The sequence below is a fragment of the Acidobacteriota bacterium genome (genome assembly GCA_026707545.1).
GTDB lineage: Bacteria > Acidobacteriota > Thermoanaerobaculia > Multivoradales > Multivoraceae > Multivorans.
Window position 1 is genome coordinate 1728977 of sequence record JAPOWR010000001.1, and the last position, 20704, is coordinate 1749680.

Below are 20704 nucleotides of genomic sequence, written 5' to 3' on the forward strand. Positions count from 1 at the left end.
GCAGCCAGTTGCATCCGGGACCGCTCAGTTCGCCGGAGGCTTCTTCGCTTCGTCCTTCTTCGGCGTCGACTCCGGCGGCTTAGGCGCCGGCTTCGCGTAGATGTCGACCGCCTTGGCGTCTTCCTCCTCTTCGGTCGGCGGCCGCACCCCTTCGCCAAGCATGATCGTCTCGATTGCCGCGACGGTGACCGGTGACGGCTTGAAGTTGCCGAAGCGATAGCCGCGCGCGATCGTCAGCGGCGTCCAGCCGTACTTGTTGCGCTGGTTCCAGACCTCGATGTCGGCGCCGCTGTCGGCCAGCAGGTGGACGACCCGCGGCAGGTTCTTGTAGGCGGCGCCGTGCATCGGCGTTTCGCCGCTGGCGTTGATCGCGTCGATGTCGGCGCCCATGTCCAGCGCCGTCCGGACCGCCTCGAGCACCTCCTCTTCGGTGCCGGCGTCCTCGCCGGGCGAGCGGGTGCCGAGGCCGGCGGCGGCCATCAGCGCCGTCGAGCCGTCGTCCGTCCGCGTCAGCGGATCGGCGCCCAGGTCGGCGAGCACCCGCATCAGGTTCGCGTCGGCCACCAGCGCCGCCAGGACGAACGGCGTCGCCCCCAGCTCGTTCAGGCTCGTGTTGTTCAGGCGGGCCCGGGTCGTCATCCGGGCCTCGAGATCGGCGCCGTGCTCCACCATGTCGCGGACGAAGTCCAGGCCGTCCATCGATCCCGAGCCGTCCGGCCGCGGGTTGTTGTCGCCGGCCCCGGGCTTGCGCACACGCGCCAGCATGTGGAGCGCCGTGTACCCGGAATGGGCCGCGTTCGGGTCGGCGCCCGCGTCGAGAAGCCGGGCCGCCAGTTCGAAGTGGCCGTTGGTGACCGCGACCAGCAGCGGCGTCGATCCAGGTCGTACCGAGCGGCCGCCCGGCAGCGGACGGTCCCGCTTCACCGCCTTGGCCGGCGTCGGCGCGTTCACATCGACGCCGGCGCGCAGCAGGGCCTCGGTCACCTCGATCCGGCCTTCGCGGACCGCGAACAGAAGCGGCGTGAAGCCGGAGTCGAGCGTCGCGTTCGGATCGGCGCCCACCTCGAGCAGCAGTTCGACGACTTTCAGGTTGCCCTCGGCGGCCGCCCACATGAGCGCCGTCTGGCCCCGGCTCGGTTCGCGGAAGTGGACGTCGGCGCCGGCCTCGTAGAGCGCTTCGACGACCTCGATCTTGCCAGTCCGCGCCGCGGTCATGAACACCGTCTCGCCGCCCGCGAGCACGGCGTTGGGATCGGCGCCCGTAGCCAGGAGCGCTTCGACGATCTCGACGTTGCCGTTGGCGCAGGCCAGGGACAGCGGGACGACGCCGTAGCGGTTCGCGGCGGAGGCGTCGGCACCGGCGGCGAGCAGGCGCTGGGTCAGGTCGGGCAGGTCGTGGTAGACGGCCCAATGGAGGGCGGTCATGCCGTCGACCTGGGCGGCGTTGATGGCGTCGGCGGACGGCGAGGCCGCGAAGAGGCGCTCGATGGTGGCGGTGTCGAGATGCTCGGCGGCGTCGGCCAGGGGGGCGTTGGTGGTGGCGGTTGCCGGGACCGCAAGAAGGAACGCGAGGGCGAAGCTACGCAATCTCTCGTCCTCAGCCCGCCAGGTGGACCGGCTCGGCCAACGTGTCGATCCGGCCGGTGCTGTCCGCGAAGGAGTCGAGCCGCACGCCGACGCTGTCGAGCAGCGTCAGGTGCAGGTTCGCCATCGGCGCCGGCTGATCGTAGACGATGTGCTGACCGCCGCGAACGGTGCCTCCCCCGCCGCCGGCGACGACGATCGGCAGGTTCACGTGGTCGTGGACGTTCGGGTTGCCCATGCCGCTGCCGTAGAGGTAGAGCGAGTTGTCGAGCAGGTTGCCGTCGCCCTCCGGCACCGCCGCGAGCTTCTCCAGGAAGTAGGAGAACAACGAGACGTGGAACTGGTTGATCTTCGCCAGCTTCGCCACCTTCTCGGGATCGTTGCCGTGGTGGGAGGTCGGATGGTGCGGATCCGGCACGCCGATCTCAGGGTAGGTCCGGTTGCTCGACTCGCGGGCGAGCTGGAAGGTGATGACGCGGGTCACGTCGGCCTGCAGCGCCAGCACCTGGAGATCGAACATCAGCCGGGCGTGGTCGGCGTACGCGGCGGGCACGCCGACGGGGCGATCGACATCTGGCAGAGCGCCTTCGTCGGACTGGGCTTCCGCCTTCTGGATGCGCCGCTCGACTTCGCGCACCGAGTCGAGGTACTCGCTGACCTTGACCCGGTCGCCGGGGCCCAGCATGCCCTGGAGCCGGGTGATGTCCTCGTGAACCCAGTCGAGCAGGCTGGCCTTGCGCTGGAGCCCCTCGCGCCGCTCGTCCGCCGTGCCGCCCTCGCCGAACAGCCGCTCGAACACGATCCGGGGATGGGCCTCGGCGGGCAGCGGCGTCGTCGGCGACGACCAGGAGAGGTTGTTCTGGTACACGCAGGCGTAGCCGTTGTCGCACTGGCCGACCATGTCCATCAGGTCCATCGCCAGTTCGAGCGACGGCAACTGGGTCTCCTGGCCCATCTGCTGAGCGGCGATCTGATCGACCGTCGTGCCGAGGTAGTAGTCCGTGCTCTCGGTCCACTTCGCCTTCGCCGCGGAGAGAAACGCCGCGTTCGAGGTCGCGTGCGTCCCCGGATAGGCGTTCTTCAGTTCCAGGTTGCTGATCACCGAGATCTGCTTCCTGAAGCCCTCCAGCGGACTGAGCGACGGCGACAGTTCACCGAGGGCCCCGCCGCCGCCGGCCGGGCGCCAGCGGGTGATGTCGGAGCCCATCGGGATGTAGACGAAGCCCAGCCGCCGCACCGGCTTGGCCGCCGTCTTGGCCCAGGCGGTCATCGACGGCACCATCGCGTCGAGCAGGGGCAGCGCGATCGCCGCGCCCATCCCGCGCAGGAAGGTCCGGCGCGGTAGCGCTTTCTTGGTCAGGATCATGACGATGCTCTCCTCATCACAAGGGGCTCCCCGGCACGGGGGAGGCCCTTCTCTTCAAGAAGGGATCGCTGGCGACGACCGCCTGAATCAGGGACGAAAGGCGGTAGTCGTCGGCCTCCGCGCGGCGCAGGATCGCGCGCACAGCGGGGGCGTCGGTCGCGGTCACGCCGCGGCCGGTGCCGAACACCAGGAGCTTCTCGGTCAAGGTGGTCAGGAACAGTTCGGGCCGCGCCAGCATCGCGGCCTCGAGTTCCACAACACCGCCCAGGGCGGTACCGTCCCACAGCTCGCCCGAAGCGTCGATCGGGAAGCCCGCGTCCACTGTCCGCCAGCGGCCGATCGCGTCGTAGTTCTCGAGCGCGAAGCCGACGGGATCCATCAGCCGGTGGCAGCCCGCGCAGGCCGGGTTGTCGCGATGGGCCGACAGCCGCTCGCGCATCGGCAGTTCCTTGGCGATGATCTTCGCTTCCGGCAGGTCCGGCACGTCGGGCGGTGGCGGAGGCGGCGGCACGCCCAGCAGGTTGCCCAGCACCCAGTTGCCCCGCACCACTGGCGACGTGCGCGTGGCGAACGAGGTCACGGTCAGGATGCTGCCGTGGCGCAGCAGGCCGCCGCGCACGCTGCCGTCGCCGAGGTCCACCCGCCTGAAGCGGCTGCCATAGACGTGCGGAATGCCGTAGTGCTTGGCCAGCCGCTCGTTGAGGAACGTGTAGTCCGCCCGCACCAGGTCGAGGGCGCTACGGTCCTCACGCAGGATGCTGCCGACGAACAGTTCCGTCTCGCGGCGCATGGCCCGCCGCAGGTTGTCGTCGAAGTCCGGGAACAGGCGCTTGTCGGGGGTGACTCCGTCCAGATTGCGCAGATGAAGCCACTGGGCAGCGAAGTTCGTGACCAGGTTCTCCGCCCGCGGGTCGGCGAGCATCCGCTCGACCTGGTGTTCGAGCACGTCCGGCTCGCTCAGTCGGCCGGCCGACGCGAGCTCCAGGAGCTCGTCGTCCGGGATGCTGCTCCACAGGAAGAAGGCGAGCCGCGACGCGAGCTCCACGTCGCTGACGCGGTACGGCGCCCCGGGCTCCACGCCGGCCGGATCCCGCTCGATGCGGAACAGGAACTCCGGGCTGACCAGCACCGCCGCCAAACCCATCTCGACGCCTGCTTCGAACCCGTGCTCGGCCCTGGCCTGCTCGTAGAGCGCGAAGGGCCCGCCGACGTCCTCGCCGGTCACCGGCCGCCGGTAGGCGCGGCGCATCACGTTCGCGAGGATCTCCCGCGCGCAGGGGTCCTCCTCGGCGACCGTCTCAGGCTGGCAAACGAAGATCCGCTGCCGGCTCGGCGTGTCACCGGCGCCGAGCGGCAGGTACGGCCCGACGATCGAGACGGAGAAGATGGCCGGCTGCACCCGGGGGTGGCGGTAGTAGTTGAAGTGCGACTCGTAGGGCTGCCGCGCCGTCTCGAGCAGCACCCAGGGCCGGGCCGGGAAGGTGACGCCGACATCGTGCGGTCCAGCGGTAACCGGCACACGCACGACCAGGTGATCGTCGACGTCGTCCTGCGACGGCTGGTAGTTGAGCGCCACGTCGCTCATCAGGTCCGGCGGAGCGACGGAGAAGGACTCGATGTGCTCTCGATCGATCAGGAGTTCCAGCTCGTGCGCCTCGCTCAGGCCCTCGACGTGCTCGTTGCGGTCACGGGCGAGACGGATCGAGAACTCGTAGATACCGTCCGCGGGGAAGTTCCAGGTCGCGAGAATGCCGCCGCGGGTGCCGACCGGCAGGCCTTCGACGTGCTTCTCCTGGGTCTCGTCGGGCTCCGTGCGGAACGTGATGCCGACCGGTTCGGCGTATGAGCGGCCGACCGCCAGCCGGCTGATCTTCTCCGCCGCGCCGACGTAGCGCTCCAGCAGGGTCGGCGAGAGGTCGCCGACCGTCACGTTGTCGAATCCGAAGCTCGCCGAGTCCGCCGGCAGCAGCGAGGCGACGTCGACCTCCAGCGCCAGCAGATCGCGCACAGCGTTGTGGTACTCGGTGCGGTTCAGCCGACGGAAGGTCTCCGTGCGGCCCGGATCGGGCTGGTCGGCGGCGATCCGGTCAAGCTCGCCCTCGAGCGAGGACAGCGCCTCACGGTACGCGCTCTCGTCCGGACGGCGCCGTCCCGGCGGCGGCATCTGGCGCGCGCGCAGCTTGCGAGCCACCTTCTCCCAGGTCGCGCGGTCGAGATTCTCGTGCTGTTCGACCAGAGCGTCGAGCTCGAGTCCGGCGGTCTTCAGCCGGTTGTTGTGGCAACCGAGACAGTGCCGCGAGATGAGCGCGCGGTGCGGCGCGTCGGCGTCGTAGGTCGCAGCCGCCGCGGGCGTCGCGGGAGGCCCGACCGCGGCAACGGCCCCGGCGAAGGCCATGAAGAGGGCCACGCACACCGCAGCCGCATCAATCGCCCGCGGGCGACAACACCGACTGGGTCGTGGGTCACGCAATCTCCAACTCCCGGGCTGAAGACCTGAATCTGGCTACAGCGATACGAGCGGCAGTCTAACAGTCGGTCCAGTCGCTGAACGTGCGCATCACGGGTTGACGACGCGCTCCGCGGTCATCGCAGTTCAATGAACCGTACTTTCCTAGGCTACGTCCGCGCGGGGTCCTAGGATCTCAGGCAGTGACAGGAACCGAGCATCGGATCCGGGCGCTGCTGGTGGCCGCGGTCATCCTCGCTCAGCCGGCGACGGGCGAGGAGTCAGAGCCTGCGGTATACAAGCGCGCCCTGGCCGAATGGCGTGCCAAACGGGTGGGGGACCTCAAGGGCCCAGACGGTTGGCTCAACCTGGCGGGTCTCTACTGGCTGAAGGAAGGCGCCAACGGCTTCGGCGCCGCGGCCGGCAACGACCTCGTCGCGCCCGAAGGCTCAGCGCCTCCGAAGCTCGGCGATTTCGTGGTGGAGAACGGCACAGTCAACTTCCGGGCAGCGGTTGGAGCCGAGGTGTTCCACGGTGAAACGCCCGTCACCGAGATCCTCCTCGTCGACGATCGTGAGAAAGAGGCCACTCTCCTCACGTCCGGCTCCCTTGCCTGGTCTGTGATCCGCCGGATGGACCGACTGGGGGTGCGGTTGCGGGACTACGACCATCCCGCCGTGACGGCATTCGCGGGCATCGACTCCTATACCGCCGACCCGAGTTGGCGCCTAGAGGCCCGCTTCCAGCCCTACCCCGAACCTCGGACCATCCGGGTGCCAACCGTGGTCGAAGGACTCGGCTGGGAACCGACCGTCCCCGGCACTCTGGAGTTCGAGGTCCAAGGGCAATCGCTGTCGCTGGAGGCTTACCGATCAGACGACGAGTTCATGATCGTCTTCGCCGACGACACGACCGGAGACACGACCTACCCCGCTGGTCGCTACCTGGCCGCAGCCCTGCCCGGCCCCGACGGCAACACAACCCTGGACTTCAACAAGGCCTACAACCCACCCTGTGTCTTCACCGAGTTCGCCACTTGTCCACTAGCGACGCCACGAAATCGACTGCCCGTCGCCATAGAGGCCGGAGAGAAGTTCACGCCCAAGCCGTAGCTGGAATCTGCGACGACGTCCAGCCTGGGTCGGGTCCGCTGGGGAGGGTTCCAGGGAGGCTGTCGGCAAGCGACGGCCGGCACCACCTCAACGTCCGACGACCAACCGGAGCGCAGCCGACCGCAGCGAGCGCCAACCTCTCCTCTACTCAGGGAGCGCGAGCGGCCCCTGGGACCCTCCCCAGCGGGTCCGGCCCAGGCGGGTGTAGCGATCCAACCCCGCGACGCATCTACGCGGCCGGCCGACTTCGCACGAGCCGACCCGGCAGGGCGCCGGTCACCTCGTCGTTCTCCAGCACGACTTCACCGGCGCAGATCGTCGCGTCGTAGCCCTGCGGGCGTTGCATGTAGCGCTTGGCGTTCTCGGGCAGGTCGTAGACGAGGTACGGAGCCTCGGACGAGAGGCGGTCGAAGTCGATCACGCTGATGTCGGCGCGCTTGCCCGGCTTGAGGACGCCCCGGTCGGACAGGCCGTAGAGGGCCGCGTTGGCGCCGGTCTGCTTGTGGACGATCGTCTCGAGCTCGACCCGTTCGCCACGGGTGCGGTCGCGTCCCCAGAAGGCAAGGTTCCAGCTCGGCATGTGGGCGTCGCTGACCGCGCCCACGTGCGCGCCCGCGTCGCTCAACCCATTGCACGTCAGCGGGTGCCGCATCAGGCCAGCCATGTAGTCGAAGTTCCGCTTCGAGTAGCCGTCCAGGTAGAACAGCAGCAACGTACTGCCATCGCCTTCGGTCAGAAGGTCGTAGAACGCCTCCGGCCCCGTGAGGCCCTTGCGCCTGGCATGGGCCGCGACACTGGCCTCCTGATCCGGCTCGTAGTTCGGCGGATCGCCGAGGACGTACACCGCCTCCGGCTGGGAGTGCATCAATTCCAGCAGTCCCGGCAGAAGGCTGCCCGGCGTCGCGTCGACAAGGAACGGGTGGTCCACGTCCTCCGGGCTGTTGCGCCGGGCGTCGTTCGTCATGTCCCAATCGCTGGCGAGGATCTTGGCGCGCACCTCCGGGTCACGCATCCGCTCGAGCCGCTCCGGCCTCGGCAGATGGCCGACCAGTTCGCGGTAGGCGTAGTTCAGGACGTACGGATGAAGCGACCCCTCCAGGTTCATCAGCACCGTCGTGCCGCGGCCGCGGATCTGCGGGAAGACCCGGATCCCCTTGTAGCGACGCTCCTCGAGCGCGGTCAGTCCTTCCTGCGCCGCCTCGCCCGAGAGATAGGTCACCGTGATCCCGTTCTTGCGGCCGAGGCCGAGCAACCACTCACGCTCGAATGGGCCAACGAACTGGAACACGCCGCCGCCGGCCTCGCTCATGCCGTTGGCGATCGCCTCGAGCTCCGGATAGCGGGCGAAGGTGCCCGGGATCATCTCCCCTTCCTTCGTGCGATGCGCCAGCAGCCGGTTCGACGAGACGCCGAAAGCGCCCGCCCGGATGCTCTCGCGCACGAGACGCTCCATCTCGGCCAGTTCGTCGTCCGTCGGCTGGATGTCCTCGGCGCCGCGCTCCCCCATGACGTAGGTGCGAAGCGCGCAGTGCGGCACCTGGGTGATCACGTCCATGATCCGCGGCTTGCCGTCGATTGCGTCGAGGTACTCGGGGAAGGTCTCCCACTTCCACTCCATGCCCGCCGACATCGCGATCGCCGGGATGTCCTCGACCGCGTCCATCAGGTCGAGCAGCCAGTCGCGATCCTTCGGCTTGACCGGCGCGAAGCCCACGCCGCAGTTGCCCATGACGATCGTCGTCACGCCGTTCCAGCAGGACGGCGTCAGGTAGGGGTCCCAGGACACCTGGGCATCGAAGTGGGTGTGGATGTCGATCCAGCCCGGGACGACCAGCTTGCCCTCGGCGTCGATCTCCCGGCGCGCCTTGCCCACGCCCCCGTTGACCCTGGTGATCACAGCACCGTCGATGGCGATGTCGCCCTGGAACTCCGGGGCGCCGGTGCCGTCGATGATCCGGCCGTTTCGAATGGCGATGTCATGCATGCTCGGTCCTCTAGTAACAGGTCTCAGGTCTGTGATTTGGCGGCGAGCTCGCCGGCGACGATATCCGCCATCCCGTCCCACTCGCTCCAGTGGTCGCAGAGTGCGTCGATCGCCACCTGCCACGGGTCGTACCCTTGCGGATAGTCGAGGAAGTTCCCTTTCCAACCGCGGTCGGGGTGATCACTGTCGCCCAGCACGCGGGCCCCGCCGGGCCGCTCCCGCCGCAGCCGGAAGTAGACATTCATCCGGGGCTCGGAGCCCTCGTAGTTCCGGGTGCCGCAGTGGGGTATCGCGTGGACGGTGAGGACGGCGTCGCCCTCGTCGAGCAGCACCGGTGTCGGCTGCGGCCACATCGCCCCGTCCGGCGTGTACTCGGCGCCTTCGCTGTACTGGTCACGCACGGCCTGGGGCAGGTAGTTCATGCCCACTCCGTCCTCGCCCATCGGCACCAGCCGGGGCCAACCCGGACCTTCCGGACCGATCGGGCCGCCCTGCTCCCGCTGCCAGCGGAAGAACGCCTGAACCGCATGGTGGGCGCCGCGTAGCACCGCCAGGTTGCCCCGCCCGAACTCGGTCTGGTCGTTCAGCGCCACGCCGACGAAGGCGGTGAAGCTGCCGATCGACAGGCGGCAATCCGGATCCTGGAACAGCGGCGTCATGTTGCGGCCGATGACCGTCGCGTCGCCGGCGCCGAAGTGCTCGGTGCGCGGCGCGCTCCAGTCGTCGACCTCGCCCTGCGAGTTCGGGATCGCGCCGGTCCACAGCCCGTCGAGATGGGGGAAGAAGCCGTAGTTCGGAAGCTGGTTGTCCGGCAGACCGTGGTGGCCGATCTCGGGTGACGGGTCGCTCGGATAGAGCACCATCGGCATCGCCCGCTGCGGCGGATCGTACGGTCCCATCGTGTTGCGCAGGATTTCGCCCAAGCAGGACTCGTTGACGAGCGCCGGAAACTCCGGCGACCCGGATAGCTCGCCGTAGTAGTCGAACAACCGGCCGGAACGCCCCGCGATGACGTTGATCCGCCGCTTCGCCCCGTAGGTCAACTCCGGCTCCACCGCGTTCTTCAGCACGATGAAGCCGTCGCGGTAGAACCGCCGTTCCTGCTCCGGCGAGAGTTCGGGCGGGTGGAGTGCGGGAATCGCTGCGCTCATTCGTGGCCTCTCTTCAGAAGTAGAGCTGAATCGCCTGACCGTGCAGTTCAGCGAGTGTCGAGCGCTTGCTGATCCACATCGGCTCCGCGAGGTCCGCCTCCCAGGCCGCAAGTGCCGCTTCGAGGCGTTTGACCACCTCGGGGTTCTGATCGGCCACGTTCACCCGCTCGCCGACGTCCGCCTCGAGGTCGTGGAGCACCGTCAACTGGCCGTGGACCGACACCGGCGGGTAGTCCTCTTCGGGCAGAAGGCGGCCGCCGCGGCTCAGCACGGAGGCCGGATCCTGGTCGGTCAGGTCGACCCGCCACAGCTTCCACTTGCCCGAGCGGACCGCCGCGTTGGGCAGGGACCGCCAGAACAGGTACTCATGCGGCGGTCCCTCGATCTCGCCGCGCAGGTACGGCAGGAGGTTCACGCTGTCATCGGTACCCGCGTCCGACCCAGCCGCCGCGGCGAACGTCGCGTACAGGTCGAGGACGCTCGCGGGCCGGCTGTAGACCTCGCCCTGGGGCAGACCCGCCGGCCACTTGACCAGGTAAGGCACCCGGATGCCGCCGTCCAGGTGATAGCGCTTGCCTCCGGAAAGCGGCGAGTTCGTGCAGATGACGGCCGGCATGTAGTTGATGCAGCCGTTGTCGGAGATGAAGACGACGAGCGTGTTCTCTTCCAGTCCCCGCTCCCTGAGCGTCGCGGTGACGCGACCCACCATGTCGTCGATGGACGAGACCATGGCCGCGTAGATCCGGGCCCCTTCTTCCTCTATGTGCGCGTACCGGTCCACGTACCTGCTCGTGGCCTGAATCGGCGTGTGAGGCGCGTTCGGCGCCAGCATCAGGAAGAAGGGCTCGCCGGCGTTACGCTCGATGAATGAGACCGCGCGGTCGGCGAACACGTCGGTCAGGTACTCGTCGACTTCCACGACCTCGTAGCCATCCAGGATCGCGCGCGGGCCGTCGCCGCGGTCGCCGGTGACCGGCGCCGGAGTGATCTCGTTCGGCTCGGTCGCGGCGGGCTGCCTCCGCGGCCAGCTATGGCCGTCCGGGTCGTTGGGGTCGAGGTAGCTCGTGCCGCCGCCCAGATGGCCGAAGAACTCGTCGAAACCCCGCTTCAGCGGGTGGTATTGCTCGCGGAAGCCCAGGTGCCACTTCCCTACCAGGCCGGTCGCGTAACCGGCCTCGCGCATCATGTCGCCGAGCGTCGTTTCGTCCTCCGGCAATCCGAGCTCGGCGTCGGCGTTCCGCTCGTAGTTCGCCGTCGGGTTGTACTCGTAGCCGAACCGGTTCTGGTAGCGGCCCGTGTAGAGACCCGCCCGCATCGGACTGCAGACCGCCGCCGAAACGTAGCCGTCGGTCAGCCGGACCCCGTTCGCCGCCAGTTCGTCGATGTGCGGAGTCGAGATGACCGTCGATCCGTTGGCGCCGATGTCGCCGTAGCCGAGGTCGTCGGCGAGGATGACGATGACGTTGGGCGGAGGCGGCGCGGGCGCCGAATCCCCACCGGCCTCGGGATCCGGGCCGCAACCAACCATGGCGACGGCGAGCGCGAGTGCAGCAGCAGTCCACTGGCGGCTCTTCATGTCGAGCTCCTCTTGCCTTGTGCCCCCACCTCGGCTACCTGCAGCTCCAATTCGCCGCGTCGTTCACGTCGCCCTCGCCGCTGTACTTCGCCGTCTCCGGCCACGCGCAGAGCGGCCGCGTGAACGTAGGCTCCGGTCCCGGACGGCTTGCCTCGATCCGCTCGGGCGCAATCCCCTTCTCAGTCCAAGCCACAAGAGGGTCGACGTAGTCGGCGACCCAGGCGCCGGGGCCGCGGGAGCAGTGGATCATGCCGGGCACCATGAACAGGCGGAAGAAGTCCGCCGCCTCATCGGCCCCGCCGCTCTCCTTCTCCACCTCGTGCAGGTAGTCCATCGCCCGTTGCGGGCGGAGCGGATAATCGTTCCAGCCCTGGTACATGAGCAGCTTGCCGCCACGGGCCCGGAACGCCGAGAGGTCCGCCGTCAGCACGTCGAGCGGCGCGGTGGCGGCTGCGAGCAGATCACGGTCGGCGACCGGGTCGAACGCATCGACGTCGAAGTCCGGCTCGAAGCGCATCAGGGCCTCAAGCAGCACGTCCATGCCGTCGATCAGCGACTGGTCCGGTGCCCCCCGCCGGGCGGTCGGCAGCATCCACGTCGCCCAGTCGCCGGCGTCCTCGGCGCCCGGCGGCACCCCCGGCGAAAGGACGTTGCCGTCCGCGTCGACAACGTCTCCGTACATGTAGCGGGCGGTCTGGAGCTGGCCCGCGGTGAGGCAGTTCTCGGTCGAGTCGGGGGGGCACTGCAGGGCGTTCAGATCGAAGACGTCCGCGGTGCACTTCATCGGATCGTCGATCACGCCGTCCTCGACTCCGTCCAGCGCGTCGCACGCCTCGCGGGACGCCTTGCCGAGCAACTGGAACGACTCCGGGGTCAGGGGATGCTTCGCCTGCAGGCGCGCTCCGCCGATCATCCAGGGCACGAACTCCTGGAAACGGAAGGCCGGCGCTCCGGCCAGGACGCCGTCGTAGTCGTCGGGAAAGCGGGTCGCCTCGAGCATCGCCGCACGCCCGCCGTTCGAGCAGCCCTTGACGTAGGAGTAGTCGATCTCGCGGCCGTAGTAGCGCTGGATCACCCGCTTGGCGGCCGCGGTCGCCAGGTGGACGCCGCGGTAGGCGTAGTCGAGCAGGGCCTCGGGCTGCCGCACGTAGTCGCGGTCCTGACCCTCGTGGCCGGTGTCGGTCGAAGCCATCGCGAAACCGCGGCCCAGCAGGCTCGTCGTGTCGCCGATGAACCCCGCGGCGCCGCCGACCGTGCTGAACATCATCCGGCCGTTCCAGTCGTCCGGCAGCGTGACCTCGAAGCGGATCGCCCGGTTGACGACACCGCGCACACGGCAGTGGGCTGGCGCCCGTTCCGACGCCGCGACCCGCATCCCGGGCTCGATCGCGTGGTCGAGGTCGGTCAGGGCGACCAGGCCGCGGCAGTCGCGGCCGGTGTCGTTGGCGGCAAGCGGAGCCGCGACAACCGCGAGGAGCAGCTGGGCGAGAGCGAAGGGTCGGGGCATCATGTGGTGCTTCTCCAGGGAGGGGTGTCGAAGATCAGGCCGCAACGCCGGCACGGGCGATGAGCGCCACCGTGCCGTCCGCCTTGGCGATCCAGACGAAGGCCGCGGTGCGTTCGGGATCGTCCGGATCCGGACCGGTCACGACACCGTTGACGCTGATCGTGTCCCCGGGCCAGACCGGGTTCGTGAACTTGAGGTCGAAGGAGCCGCTCCGCCACCATGCCTCGCCGAAACGCTCTTCGAGAATGTGGCCAACGTAGCCCATCGTCATCCGGCCGCCGACCACGACGTCCTGGAAGCCGAGTTCACGGGACGCTTCCCTGTCGGTGTGGTAGTTCGCGTTGCCGTGAAAGAACTGGCCGCACATCTCGAGTGAGATCGTGCGCTCCAGGCCTCCGAACCGTTCACCCTCCGGCACGTCGAAGCGGCGTGCACCCGGCTTCTTCCGCGGATCGCGCAGGTCGACGTCGCCAACGTACTCCTGATCGCGCAGGAAGCTCTGGTGGTGGTGGGTCTCCAGGACCTGCCGGCCGTCGCCGTCGCTGAGTCGGACCCGGTAGTCGACGACGACGCGGTTGCGCCGATCGTAGATGTCGCAGATGTCGCCATCGACGGTGTAGACGGTGCCCGCCTTCATCGGCGCCGAAAGCGCCCATTCCTCGCGCATCCAGAGATGCCCGGTCTGGTTGGCGAACGCGATCTCGCGAAAGTAGTCGCCGTCCGGGCCACTAGCGATCGTGGACGGCAACAGGCCGCTGCTCGGCGGTTCGAGTTCCAGGCCGCCGTAGTAGTCCGCGAGCACGGCGTCGTCGACGACGAAGCTCCCGCTGCTCAGCCGCTTTCCAACGTACGGCCCGTTTCCGTTCGCCCCGTCCATCCTCTTCTCCCTGTCTCTACTTCACCTGTACCAGTTCGATGCTCACGTTGTCGGGCGCCGCGAGATAGCAGAGCAACACGCCGGGTGCGAACTCCCAGGGTTCGACTGAGAACTCCGCGCCCCTGCCGCGCAGTTCCTCGCAGTACGCCAGCAGGTCGCCACGGTAGGTAAAGCCGAAGTGGTCCGTGCCCCACTCGTCGTGGCTGGAGTAGCCCTCGTACTCCCGCATCGGCCGAGTCGACACCGGGGTCTCGCCGGGCCGCCTGCCGCGCAGAAGCACCAGCACGCCACCGACCTCGACCCGGATCTGCGGTGCGCCGCGAACTTCGTGCTCGCCCGCGATCGTGGCGCCGAGCATGTCCCGATACCAGCGCGCGGAAGCGTGCGGGTCCTCGCAGATGATGTGGACGTGCTCGAAGGTCAGCGACATCGACAGGCCAGGCTCGGAGAAAGCCGGAGCCTATCGCTCCAGGACCGCGCGCCGCGCCTCGACGAGCAGCGGCCACAGGCCGGCCCCACCGGAGCGAATCGCCATTTCGCCGACCCGCTGCTGCCAGTAGCCCTCGTCCCCGTCGGCGTCCCGCCAGGCCCAGAGCCGGCGCGTGAAACGGTGCAGGTCGTGCTCGCGCGTGTAGCCGATCGCGCCGTGGAGTTGATGGGCGATCCGCGTGACTTCGTAGCAGGCTTCGCTGGCGCGCGCCTTGGCGCAGGCCGCCATGAACGTGGCGTCACCGCCGTCTCGGTCGAGCACCGTCTCGACAGCTGTGACCGCGGTATCCGCCGCGACGCCGACCACGGCGGTGTGGCTCGCCATCACGGCTACGAGCTGCTGCACCGCCTGGAAGCGGGCCAGCGGCCGCCCGAACTGGACCCGCCCCTGAACGTGCTCGATCGTCAGATCGAGAATGCGCTCCATGGCGCCCGCGATCATCGCGCTGCGGGCGACGGCCATCAGGGTGGAGAGAGACTGTTTCGAGGCCAAGCCTCCCGACTGTTGCGGCGGGATCGGCGGGGGCTCTCGCAACCGCCCCACCGGTTCGCCGGCGCTGTTCGTGCCGCGCTCGAACTCGACTTCGCCGCCGGCGACCCAGCCGACGCCGCCCGTAGCGTCCGAGACGACCAGCGCTGAGACGTCGTTCGGCCAAGGCACCTCGAGTCGGCCCGCCGCCGTCACCACTCCCAGTGGACCCATGGGCGCCTCGAGGCCGGAGCCCAAGAGCAACCATCGGCCGATCATCGTTTCGACAAGGGGCAACGGCAACGCAAAGCCGCCGGCCGTCCGCGCCACCGCCATCGCGTCGCCGAAGTCGACTCCGGCGCCACCGTCCTCCTCGGCCAGGAGCATGTCGACCAGGCCGTTCTCCTCGATCGCCCGCCAGTGGTCCCCCGGGAAACGGCCTTCCTCGACCGCTTCGAAGACTGTGTCCTCCGACGCCGCCTCGAACAGGCGCACCGCCGTGTCCAGAAGGAGCTGCCTCATCGCCATCCGAGCGCCCGAGGACGGGCGCTCGGACTGGTTCGCGGATCGGCGCGGATCGCGCCGCCCGGGTTCGCTCATCGCAGCCTCAGTCCCCGCGCGACGATGCCGCGGAGGATCTCCGTCGCGCCGCCCTGGATCGTGTACGAGGGCGCGGCCAGGATGACCTGACGCAGGATGTCGAGGACCGCCTGGTTGGACACCTCTTCATCGGCCACGACACGGCGGACGATCTCCGGCACTTCCTGCTGGAAGTTGGTGCCCAGGTCCTTGACCAGGGCCGACTCCACGTTGGGCGTCTCGCCGGCCTCGAGCGCCGCGGCAACCGAAACCGAGGCGGCGCGCAGCGCCCAGAGCCGGCTGACGAGCAGCCCGACCTCGCGCCGCGCCGCCGGCGACGCGCTCCCATCCAGCGCGTCGACCAATGCGCGCAGCAGATGGAAGTTCGTCAGGAAGCGCTCCGGACCGCTCCGTTCGTAGGCCAGCTCCGACGTGACCTGCGTCCAGCCGTCCCCGGGATTGCCGAGCAGGCAGTCGTCCGGCACGAAGGCGTCCTCGAAGAAGACCTCGTTGAAGTCGTGGCGGCCCGGGAGGTCGATGATCGGCCGCACCGTGATCCCGTCCGAGTTCTTCAGGTCGATGATGACCTGGCTCATGCCGGCGTGGCGCTTGTCCGACTTCGGTTCCGTGCGCACCAGGGCGACGCAGTACTCGGCCTCGTGCGCGTAGGAGGTCCAGATCTTCGAGCCGTTGAGACGCCAACCGCCGTCTGTGCGCTCGGCCCGGGTGCGGATCGAGGCCAGATCGGAACCGGAGTCGGGCTCGCTCATGCCGACCGCGAAGGAGAGCTCACCGCGGGCGATCGGCGGCAGGAAACGCTGCTTCTGCTCCTCGGTGCCGTAGCGCAGGATGCTCGGGCCGATCTGGCGGTCGGCGAACCAGTGAAAAGCGGTCGGCGCACAGGCTGCCAGCAGCTCCTCGGTCACGACGTAGCGCTCCAGGTAGCTCCGCTCAGAGCCGCCGTACTCCCGCGGCCAGGTCATGCCGACAAACCCGGCGGCCCCCAGCGCACGGCTGAGCGCCGGGTTGCGGCCCCACCAGGAGAGTCCGTCCGGTAACCACACGCCCTCGGCGCGCGTCTCTTCGAGTAGCTCCCGAACTTCGGAACGGAGGCTCTCGGCCGCTTCCGGCAGAGCCGCGGGCAAGAAGCGGAGATGGACCGTGGGGGCCTTCACAGAGGGACGGCAGAGTAACAGCGACCTCCGTACCGCCAGGGAATAGGATGCCTGCAATGACCAAAACCAGGAAACGAAGCCGCTTCCTCGCCTTCCTGAAGTGGACCGGTATCTCCGTCGCCGCGCTCGCCGGTGTGGCGCTGGTGCTGAACCTGACGACGGGGATGCACCTCCAGATCACGGGTGGTCTGATGCCGCAGCTCGACTTTCACGACGAGGACCGCCACTATCGAGCGATCGAGACGCACCGGGAACAGCGCGCGGACGCAGCGCCCGCTGTCAGTACCGCACCGCTCGAGATGGCGGCCGATGAACCCGACGACGAAGCCGTTCTCGAAGCCGAACAGACCGAGACGCCTGAATCCGGCTTGGACCCCGCGGTGCCGTCGCCGAGCTCCTGGCCCTACTACCGCGGCCTCCACATGGACGGCCGCTACTCCGAGCCGATCAACACGGACTGGCCGAACGAAGGCCCGCCGGAGCTCTGGCGCATCCCGGTCGGCGGCGGCTACGCATCCTTCGTCGTCGGCGACGGCCTCGCTTACACGATCGAGCAGCGGCGGGAACAGGAAGTGGTCGCCGCCTATGACCTGCTGACCGGGATCGAACGCTGGAACACGAGCTGGAACGCGCGTTTCGAGGAGAGCATGGGCGGTGACGGCCCCCGCGCCACGCCGGCTCTGTACGGGGACACCCTGGTAGCGCTTGGCGCCACCGGCGAACTGCAGGCGCTCGACGCAGCGACCGGCGCTTCGATCTGGCGTACGAACATCCTCGAGGACTCAGGCGCGGCGAACCTGACCTGGGGCATGGCGGCGTCACCGGCGATTCTGGGCGGAGTGGTCCTCACAGCGCCCGGTGGCCCGAACGGAGCCGTGATCGCCTACGAGCTGGAGACCGGCGCGATTCGCTGGCGAGCTCTCGACGCCCAGGGCGCCTACACCGCGCCAACGGTCTTCACGCTGGACGACCTTTCCCAGATCGTCCTGATCGGCGCCGATCAGGTCGTCGGGCTAGCCACTGACGGCAGCGAGACGTACTGGAGCACACCTTGGGCAACGATGAACGGCATCAACGCCGCGCAGCCGCTCCAGGTGGCGCCCAACCGCATCTTCGTGTCGTCCGGCTACGGCCACGGCGCTGCGGTGCTCGAAGTCGACGCGGCCCCCGAAGCGAACACCGCGTCGGTCAAGGAGATCTGGTTCAACAACCGGATGAAGAACACCTTCTCGACCTCCGTGTTCCACGACGGCTACGTCTACGGCCTGGACAACGGCATCCTGGCCTGCGTCGACGCCGAAACAGGCGACCGCATGTGGAAGGGTGGCCGCTACGGCCATGGCCAGCTTCTTCTCGCCTCAGGCCACCTGCTGATCACGACCGAGCGGGGTCAACTCGTCCTCGTGCGCGCGACACCGGAAAGCCACCAGGAAGTCGCCGCGCTGCCAGCCGTCTCGGGCCGCACCTGGAACAATCCGGCAATCGCCGAGGGAATCCTGCTGGTGCGTAACGACCGCGAAGCCGTGGCGTTCGAAATTCGGCCGCAGACGTAGAGGTCGGACAAGCACGCCCGCCAGCGAAGACGCGGGCCGTTTCACCCGCTGGACTCTGTCCGTTTCACCCGTTGGACTTTGTCCGTTTCATCCGCTGCGTGCGAACCCGGAATCTCGATGACCAGGTACTCACCCTCGCGCGTCACCGGGTAGGTCTCGGCCGTGTACGGACCCTTGACCATGCCCGGCGCTGGAGCCTCGGGGTCGTCTGCCGGTGCAGCCTCGGTATCGGCGGCCTCGGCGATCTCCTCGCCGGCGACGGTCTCGACCTCGTAGCGGCGTACTCTGAGCCGCTCGGGTGCGCACCAGGACTGGCCGGTGCGGACGTGGAACTCCCAGCCGTGCCAGGGGCAGCAGAGGATCTCCCGGCTGGGGCGATACTCGAAGTCGCCGGGCCGGTCGGAGCGGATCACGCCCCAGAGCTTGCCCTCGCAGAGCTTCCCGCCCTGGTGCGGGCAACGGTTGCGGAGCGCGAAGAACTCGCCGTCGAGGTTGAACACGCCGATCGAACGGCCGGCGACGGTGACGATCTTTCGGCCGCCCGATTCGATCTCGGACGCCTCGGCGACGACGTACCTCATGCGGGAGCCGCCGGCGCCGACACGACCCGAGGCGGCGTTCCTACAGCCCGTAGAGGGCCCGGGCGTTCTCGCACTGGATGCCCTTGACGAGTTCCTCGTCGAGCCCGGAGGGCAGGACCACGTCGGGGTTGTCGCCGTCCCAGTGCGGATAGTCGCTGGCCAGCAGGATGTGGCTCCGAAGGTCGCCGAAGTGCTCCATCAGGGCCAGGAAGTCCTGACGCCTCGGCGGTTCCTCGATCGGCTGGGTCGTCACGTAGACGTGCTCGGCGATCACCTCGGACGGCAGCCGCTCGAGGTGCGGAGCCTCGTCGCGCAGCAGGCTCCAGGCGGCGTCGAGGCGCCACATCAGCGGCGGCAGCCAGGCGAAGCCGTTCTCGACCGAGATCATCCGCAGGCTCGGGAAGCGGTCGAACACGCCTTCCGTGACCATGCTCGTGATGTTCGCCTGGACGGCCTGAGGCGGGCTCGTGTGATCCTCGATGTAGTAGGAGGCGTGGCCGCCGCCGGTGATCGGATGGCCGTAGGCGCCGAAGGCGTGGGACGCAACGTGCATCCCCGTCTCGACGCAGGCCTCGTAGATCGGCCAGTACCTCCGACGGCCCATCGGTTCCTGCATCCGGCCCATGAACAGCACCTGGGCGAAGCGCCCGTCGGCGCCGCAGCGCCTGATCTCCGCGGCCGCGGCAACCGGATCCTGCGGTGTGACGACGGCTGAGGCCCGCAACCGCGGCTCCGGATCGAGCCACTCGGCGATCTGCCAGTCGTTGGCCGCAGTGGCGAGAGCCGCGCCGAGGTCCAGGTCGAGCGCCGAACTCACCGGAGACAGCGGATTCAGGATGGCGTACTCCACGTTGTAGGGATCGAGAAAGTCCTCCGCCGCGAAGCCGACTTCCGAACCGGGCGTGCGCCCCGAAGGCGGCCGCGCTTCCTCCCGGTGGTCCATGAAGCGCGGGTAGTAGCCGCTGTTCGGATGGCGGATACCGAACGTCTCGAGGTGGTCGCGCCAGCGATTGGAGAGATACGGATACAGATCCTTGATCGAGTCCAGCTCGTTGTGGAAGTCGCAGTCGATGATCGGCGGCCGTTCGGGTTCCGCCCCGGCCTTCAGCACCGAGGGTTCGGTCGACGGATCGAGCAGGGTGACGGTCATGGCTACCCTCCTTCGGACATGCGATAGAAGCTGCGCGCGTTCTCGGACCTGATCTTACGCCCAAGTGACTCCGGCAGCAGGCGCAGCAGCAGATCCCCGGCGTCGCAGGCGTGGACGTGGGGATAGTCGCTGGCGTAGAGGAGCACGTCGTCCGATCCCAACTGATCGACGATCTCACACAGGTGCGCCGGGTCGGGCGGCGCATCGAGCGGCTGGATGCCGACCCGGACGTGCTCGCGGAAGTAGTCGGAAGGCGGACGACGCACCCAGGGCACCAGCCGCCGCAGATTCCGCCACTCCTTGTCCATGCGCCAGAGGTGGGACGGGATCCAGGTGAAACCGGACTCCAGAAACACGACCCGCAGAGCCGGACAGGCGTCGAACACGCCTTCGACGATCATGCTGGTGAGCTGGGTCGCGAACACCTGCGCCATCGCCGTGTACTCCTCCAGGAAGAACGACGGCCAGCCGGTCGGCGTCGGCGGCATGACGGGCGCACCGCCAAAGTGGATCGCCGCGAGCAGACCACTCTGCTCGATCGCCTTCCACAGGGCGTGGTAGTGGCGGCTTCCGAGCGGATGCTCGGTCCGCACCGGAATCAGGACCTGGACGAAGCCCGGCCTGCCGGCGCAGCGCTCGACTTCTTCGACCGCGGCGGCCGGCAGCCCGATGGGCACCACGACGGAGCCCCTCAGTCGGGGTTCGCGCTCCAGCCACTCCGCCGCCTGCCAGTCGTTCGTCGCGGTCGCCAGCACCGTTGCTACATCCGGGTTGTGAATGCTGTCGACCGCGTAGAGGCAACTCGAGATCGCCACCTCCGCGCCGCCCTCTTCAAAGACGGCCTCGCGGAGTTCGGTAAGCCCACCGCGCCGCCCGGCGACGGGTGACCGCGGTGGGTAGTACTCCTGTGAGGCGCCCTTGTCCATCGTGTTGTCGAAGTGCTCGACCCAGTGCCCCGGCAGCAGGGGGTAGAGATCACGAAGGCGGGGATTCGGGATGTGGACGTCGGCGTCGATCATGGCCCGGGCTCTGCGCTGCGGCCGGAGCCTATCGTCCGCTTCGTTCCGCCCTCCCGGGGTATCGTTGCGCGCTCAACGCACAGCCA

General features: G+C 68.6%; 16 protein-coding genes. 2 read left to right on the forward strand and 14 right to left on the reverse strand.

What is annotated here, in order from left to right; translation table 11 throughout:
• Positions 1-24: 24 nt before the first annotated feature.
• Genes OXG83_06845 through OXG83_06855 form a run of 3 tightly spaced genes read right to left on the reverse strand, consistent with a single transcriptional unit; the run spans position 25 to position 5357 of the window.
• Positions 25-1587 carry an ankyrin repeat domain-containing protein gene (locus OXG83_06845; protein ID MCY3964734.1) on the reverse strand — a complete coding sequence of 521 codons (1563 nt, stop codon included), beginning with the start codon at positions 1585-1587 and terminating at the stop codon, positions 25-27.
• Between the two features lie 10 nt (positions 1588-1597).
• The gene (locus tag OXG83_06850) at positions 1598-2950 is read right to left on the reverse strand and encodes a DUF1552 domain-containing protein (GenBank protein ID MCY3964735.1); all 1353 of its coding nucleotides are present in this window, start codon (positions 2948-2950) and stop codon (positions 1598-1600) included.
• Positions 2951-2966: 16 nt separating this feature from the next.
• Positions 2967-5357, reverse strand: a complete 2391-nt coding sequence (locus tag OXG83_06855) for a DUF1592 domain-containing protein (GenBank protein ID MCY3964736.1) — start codon at positions 5355-5357, stop codon at positions 2967-2969.
• 242 nt (positions 5358-5599) lie between these two features.
• Here OXG83_06855 and OXG83_06860 point away from each other — a divergent pair, with 242 nt between their 5' ends.
• A complete protein-coding gene (locus OXG83_06860) occupies positions 5600-6508 on the forward strand; it encodes a DUF1684 domain-containing protein (GenBank protein MCY3964737.1) in 909 nt (302 codons plus the stop codon).
• Between the two features lie 229 nt (positions 6509-6737).
• Here the strand turns inward: OXG83_06860 and OXG83_06865 are convergent, their stop codons facing one another.
• Genes OXG83_06865 through OXG83_06900 form a run of 8 tightly spaced genes read right to left on the reverse strand, consistent with a single transcriptional unit; the run spans position 6738 to position 16315 of the window.
• Positions 6738-8492, reverse strand: a complete 1755-nt coding sequence (locus OXG83_06865) for an amidohydrolase family protein (protein MCY3964738.1) — start codon at positions 8490-8492, stop codon at positions 6738-6740.
• 23 nt (positions 8493-8515) lie between these two features.
• Entirely contained in the window at positions 8516-9643 is a 1128-nt protein-coding gene (locus OXG83_06870; protein ID MCY3964739.1) for a hypothetical protein, read from the reverse strand.
• Positions 9644-9656: 13 nt separating this feature from the next.
• Positions 9657-11219, reverse strand: a complete 1563-nt coding sequence (locus OXG83_06875; protein MCY3964740.1) for a sulfatase-like hydrolase/transferase — start codon at positions 11217-11219, stop codon at positions 9657-9659.
• A gap of 34 nt (positions 11220-11253) precedes the next feature.
• Positions 11254-12726 carry a tannase/feruloyl esterase family alpha/beta hydrolase gene (locus OXG83_06880; GenBank protein ID MCY3964741.1) on the reverse strand — a complete coding sequence of 491 codons (1473 nt, stop codon included), beginning with the start codon at positions 12724-12726 and terminating at the stop codon, positions 11254-11256.
• A 34-nt stretch (positions 12727-12760) separates the two neighbouring features.
• Positions 12761-13603: a MaoC family dehydratase gene (locus OXG83_06885; protein ID MCY3964742.1), complete on the reverse strand. Its 843-nt coding sequence runs from the start codon at positions 13601-13603 to the stop codon at positions 12761-12763.
• Positions 13604-13619: 16 nt separating this feature from the next.
• A complete protein-coding gene (locus tag OXG83_06890) occupies positions 13620-14033 on the reverse strand; it encodes a VOC family protein (protein ID MCY3964743.1) in 414 nt (137 codons plus the stop codon).
• 30 nt (positions 14034-14063) lie between these two features.
• The gene (locus OXG83_06895; GenBank protein MCY3964744.1) at positions 14064-15161 is read right to left on the reverse strand and encodes an acyl-CoA dehydrogenase; all 1098 of its coding nucleotides are present in this window, start codon (positions 15159-15161) and stop codon (positions 14064-14066) included.
• Positions 15158-16315 carry an acyl-CoA dehydrogenase family protein gene (locus OXG83_06900; GenBank protein MCY3964745.1) on the reverse strand — a complete coding sequence of 386 codons (1158 nt, stop codon included), beginning with the start codon at positions 16313-16315 and terminating at the stop codon, positions 15158-15160. Before OXG83_06900 ends, OXG83_06895 begins: the two co-directional genes overlap by 4 nt.
• Before the next feature lie 56 nt (positions 16316-16371).
• Between OXG83_06900 and OXG83_06905 the strand changes: the two genes are divergently transcribed.
• On the forward strand, positions 16372-17868 hold the full coding sequence (locus OXG83_06905; GenBank protein ID MCY3964746.1) for a PQQ-like beta-propeller repeat protein: 1497 nt from the start codon (positions 16372-16374) through the stop codon (positions 17866-17868).
• A 41-nt stretch (positions 17869-17909) separates the two neighbouring features.
• Here the strand turns inward: OXG83_06905 and OXG83_06910 are convergent, their stop codons facing one another.
• The 3 genes from OXG83_06910 to OXG83_06920 are packed head-to-tail and all read right to left on the reverse strand — an operon-like array spanning position 17910 to position 20618.
• Positions 17910-18449, reverse strand: a complete 540-nt coding sequence (locus OXG83_06910; GenBank protein MCY3964747.1) for a Rieske (2Fe-2S) protein — start codon at positions 18447-18449, stop codon at positions 17910-17912.
• A gap of 40 nt (positions 18450-18489) precedes the next feature.
• Complete coding sequence (locus tag OXG83_06915; protein MCY3964748.1) at positions 18490-19599, reverse strand: amidohydrolase family protein; 1110 nt, start codon at positions 19597-19599, stop codon at positions 18490-18492.
• A gap of 2 nt (positions 19600-19601) precedes the next feature.
• On the reverse strand, positions 19602-20618 hold the full coding sequence (locus tag OXG83_06920; protein ID MCY3964749.1) for an amidohydrolase family protein: 1017 nt from the start codon (positions 20616-20618) through the stop codon (positions 19602-19604).
• Between the last annotated feature and the right edge of the window lie 86 nt (positions 20619-20704).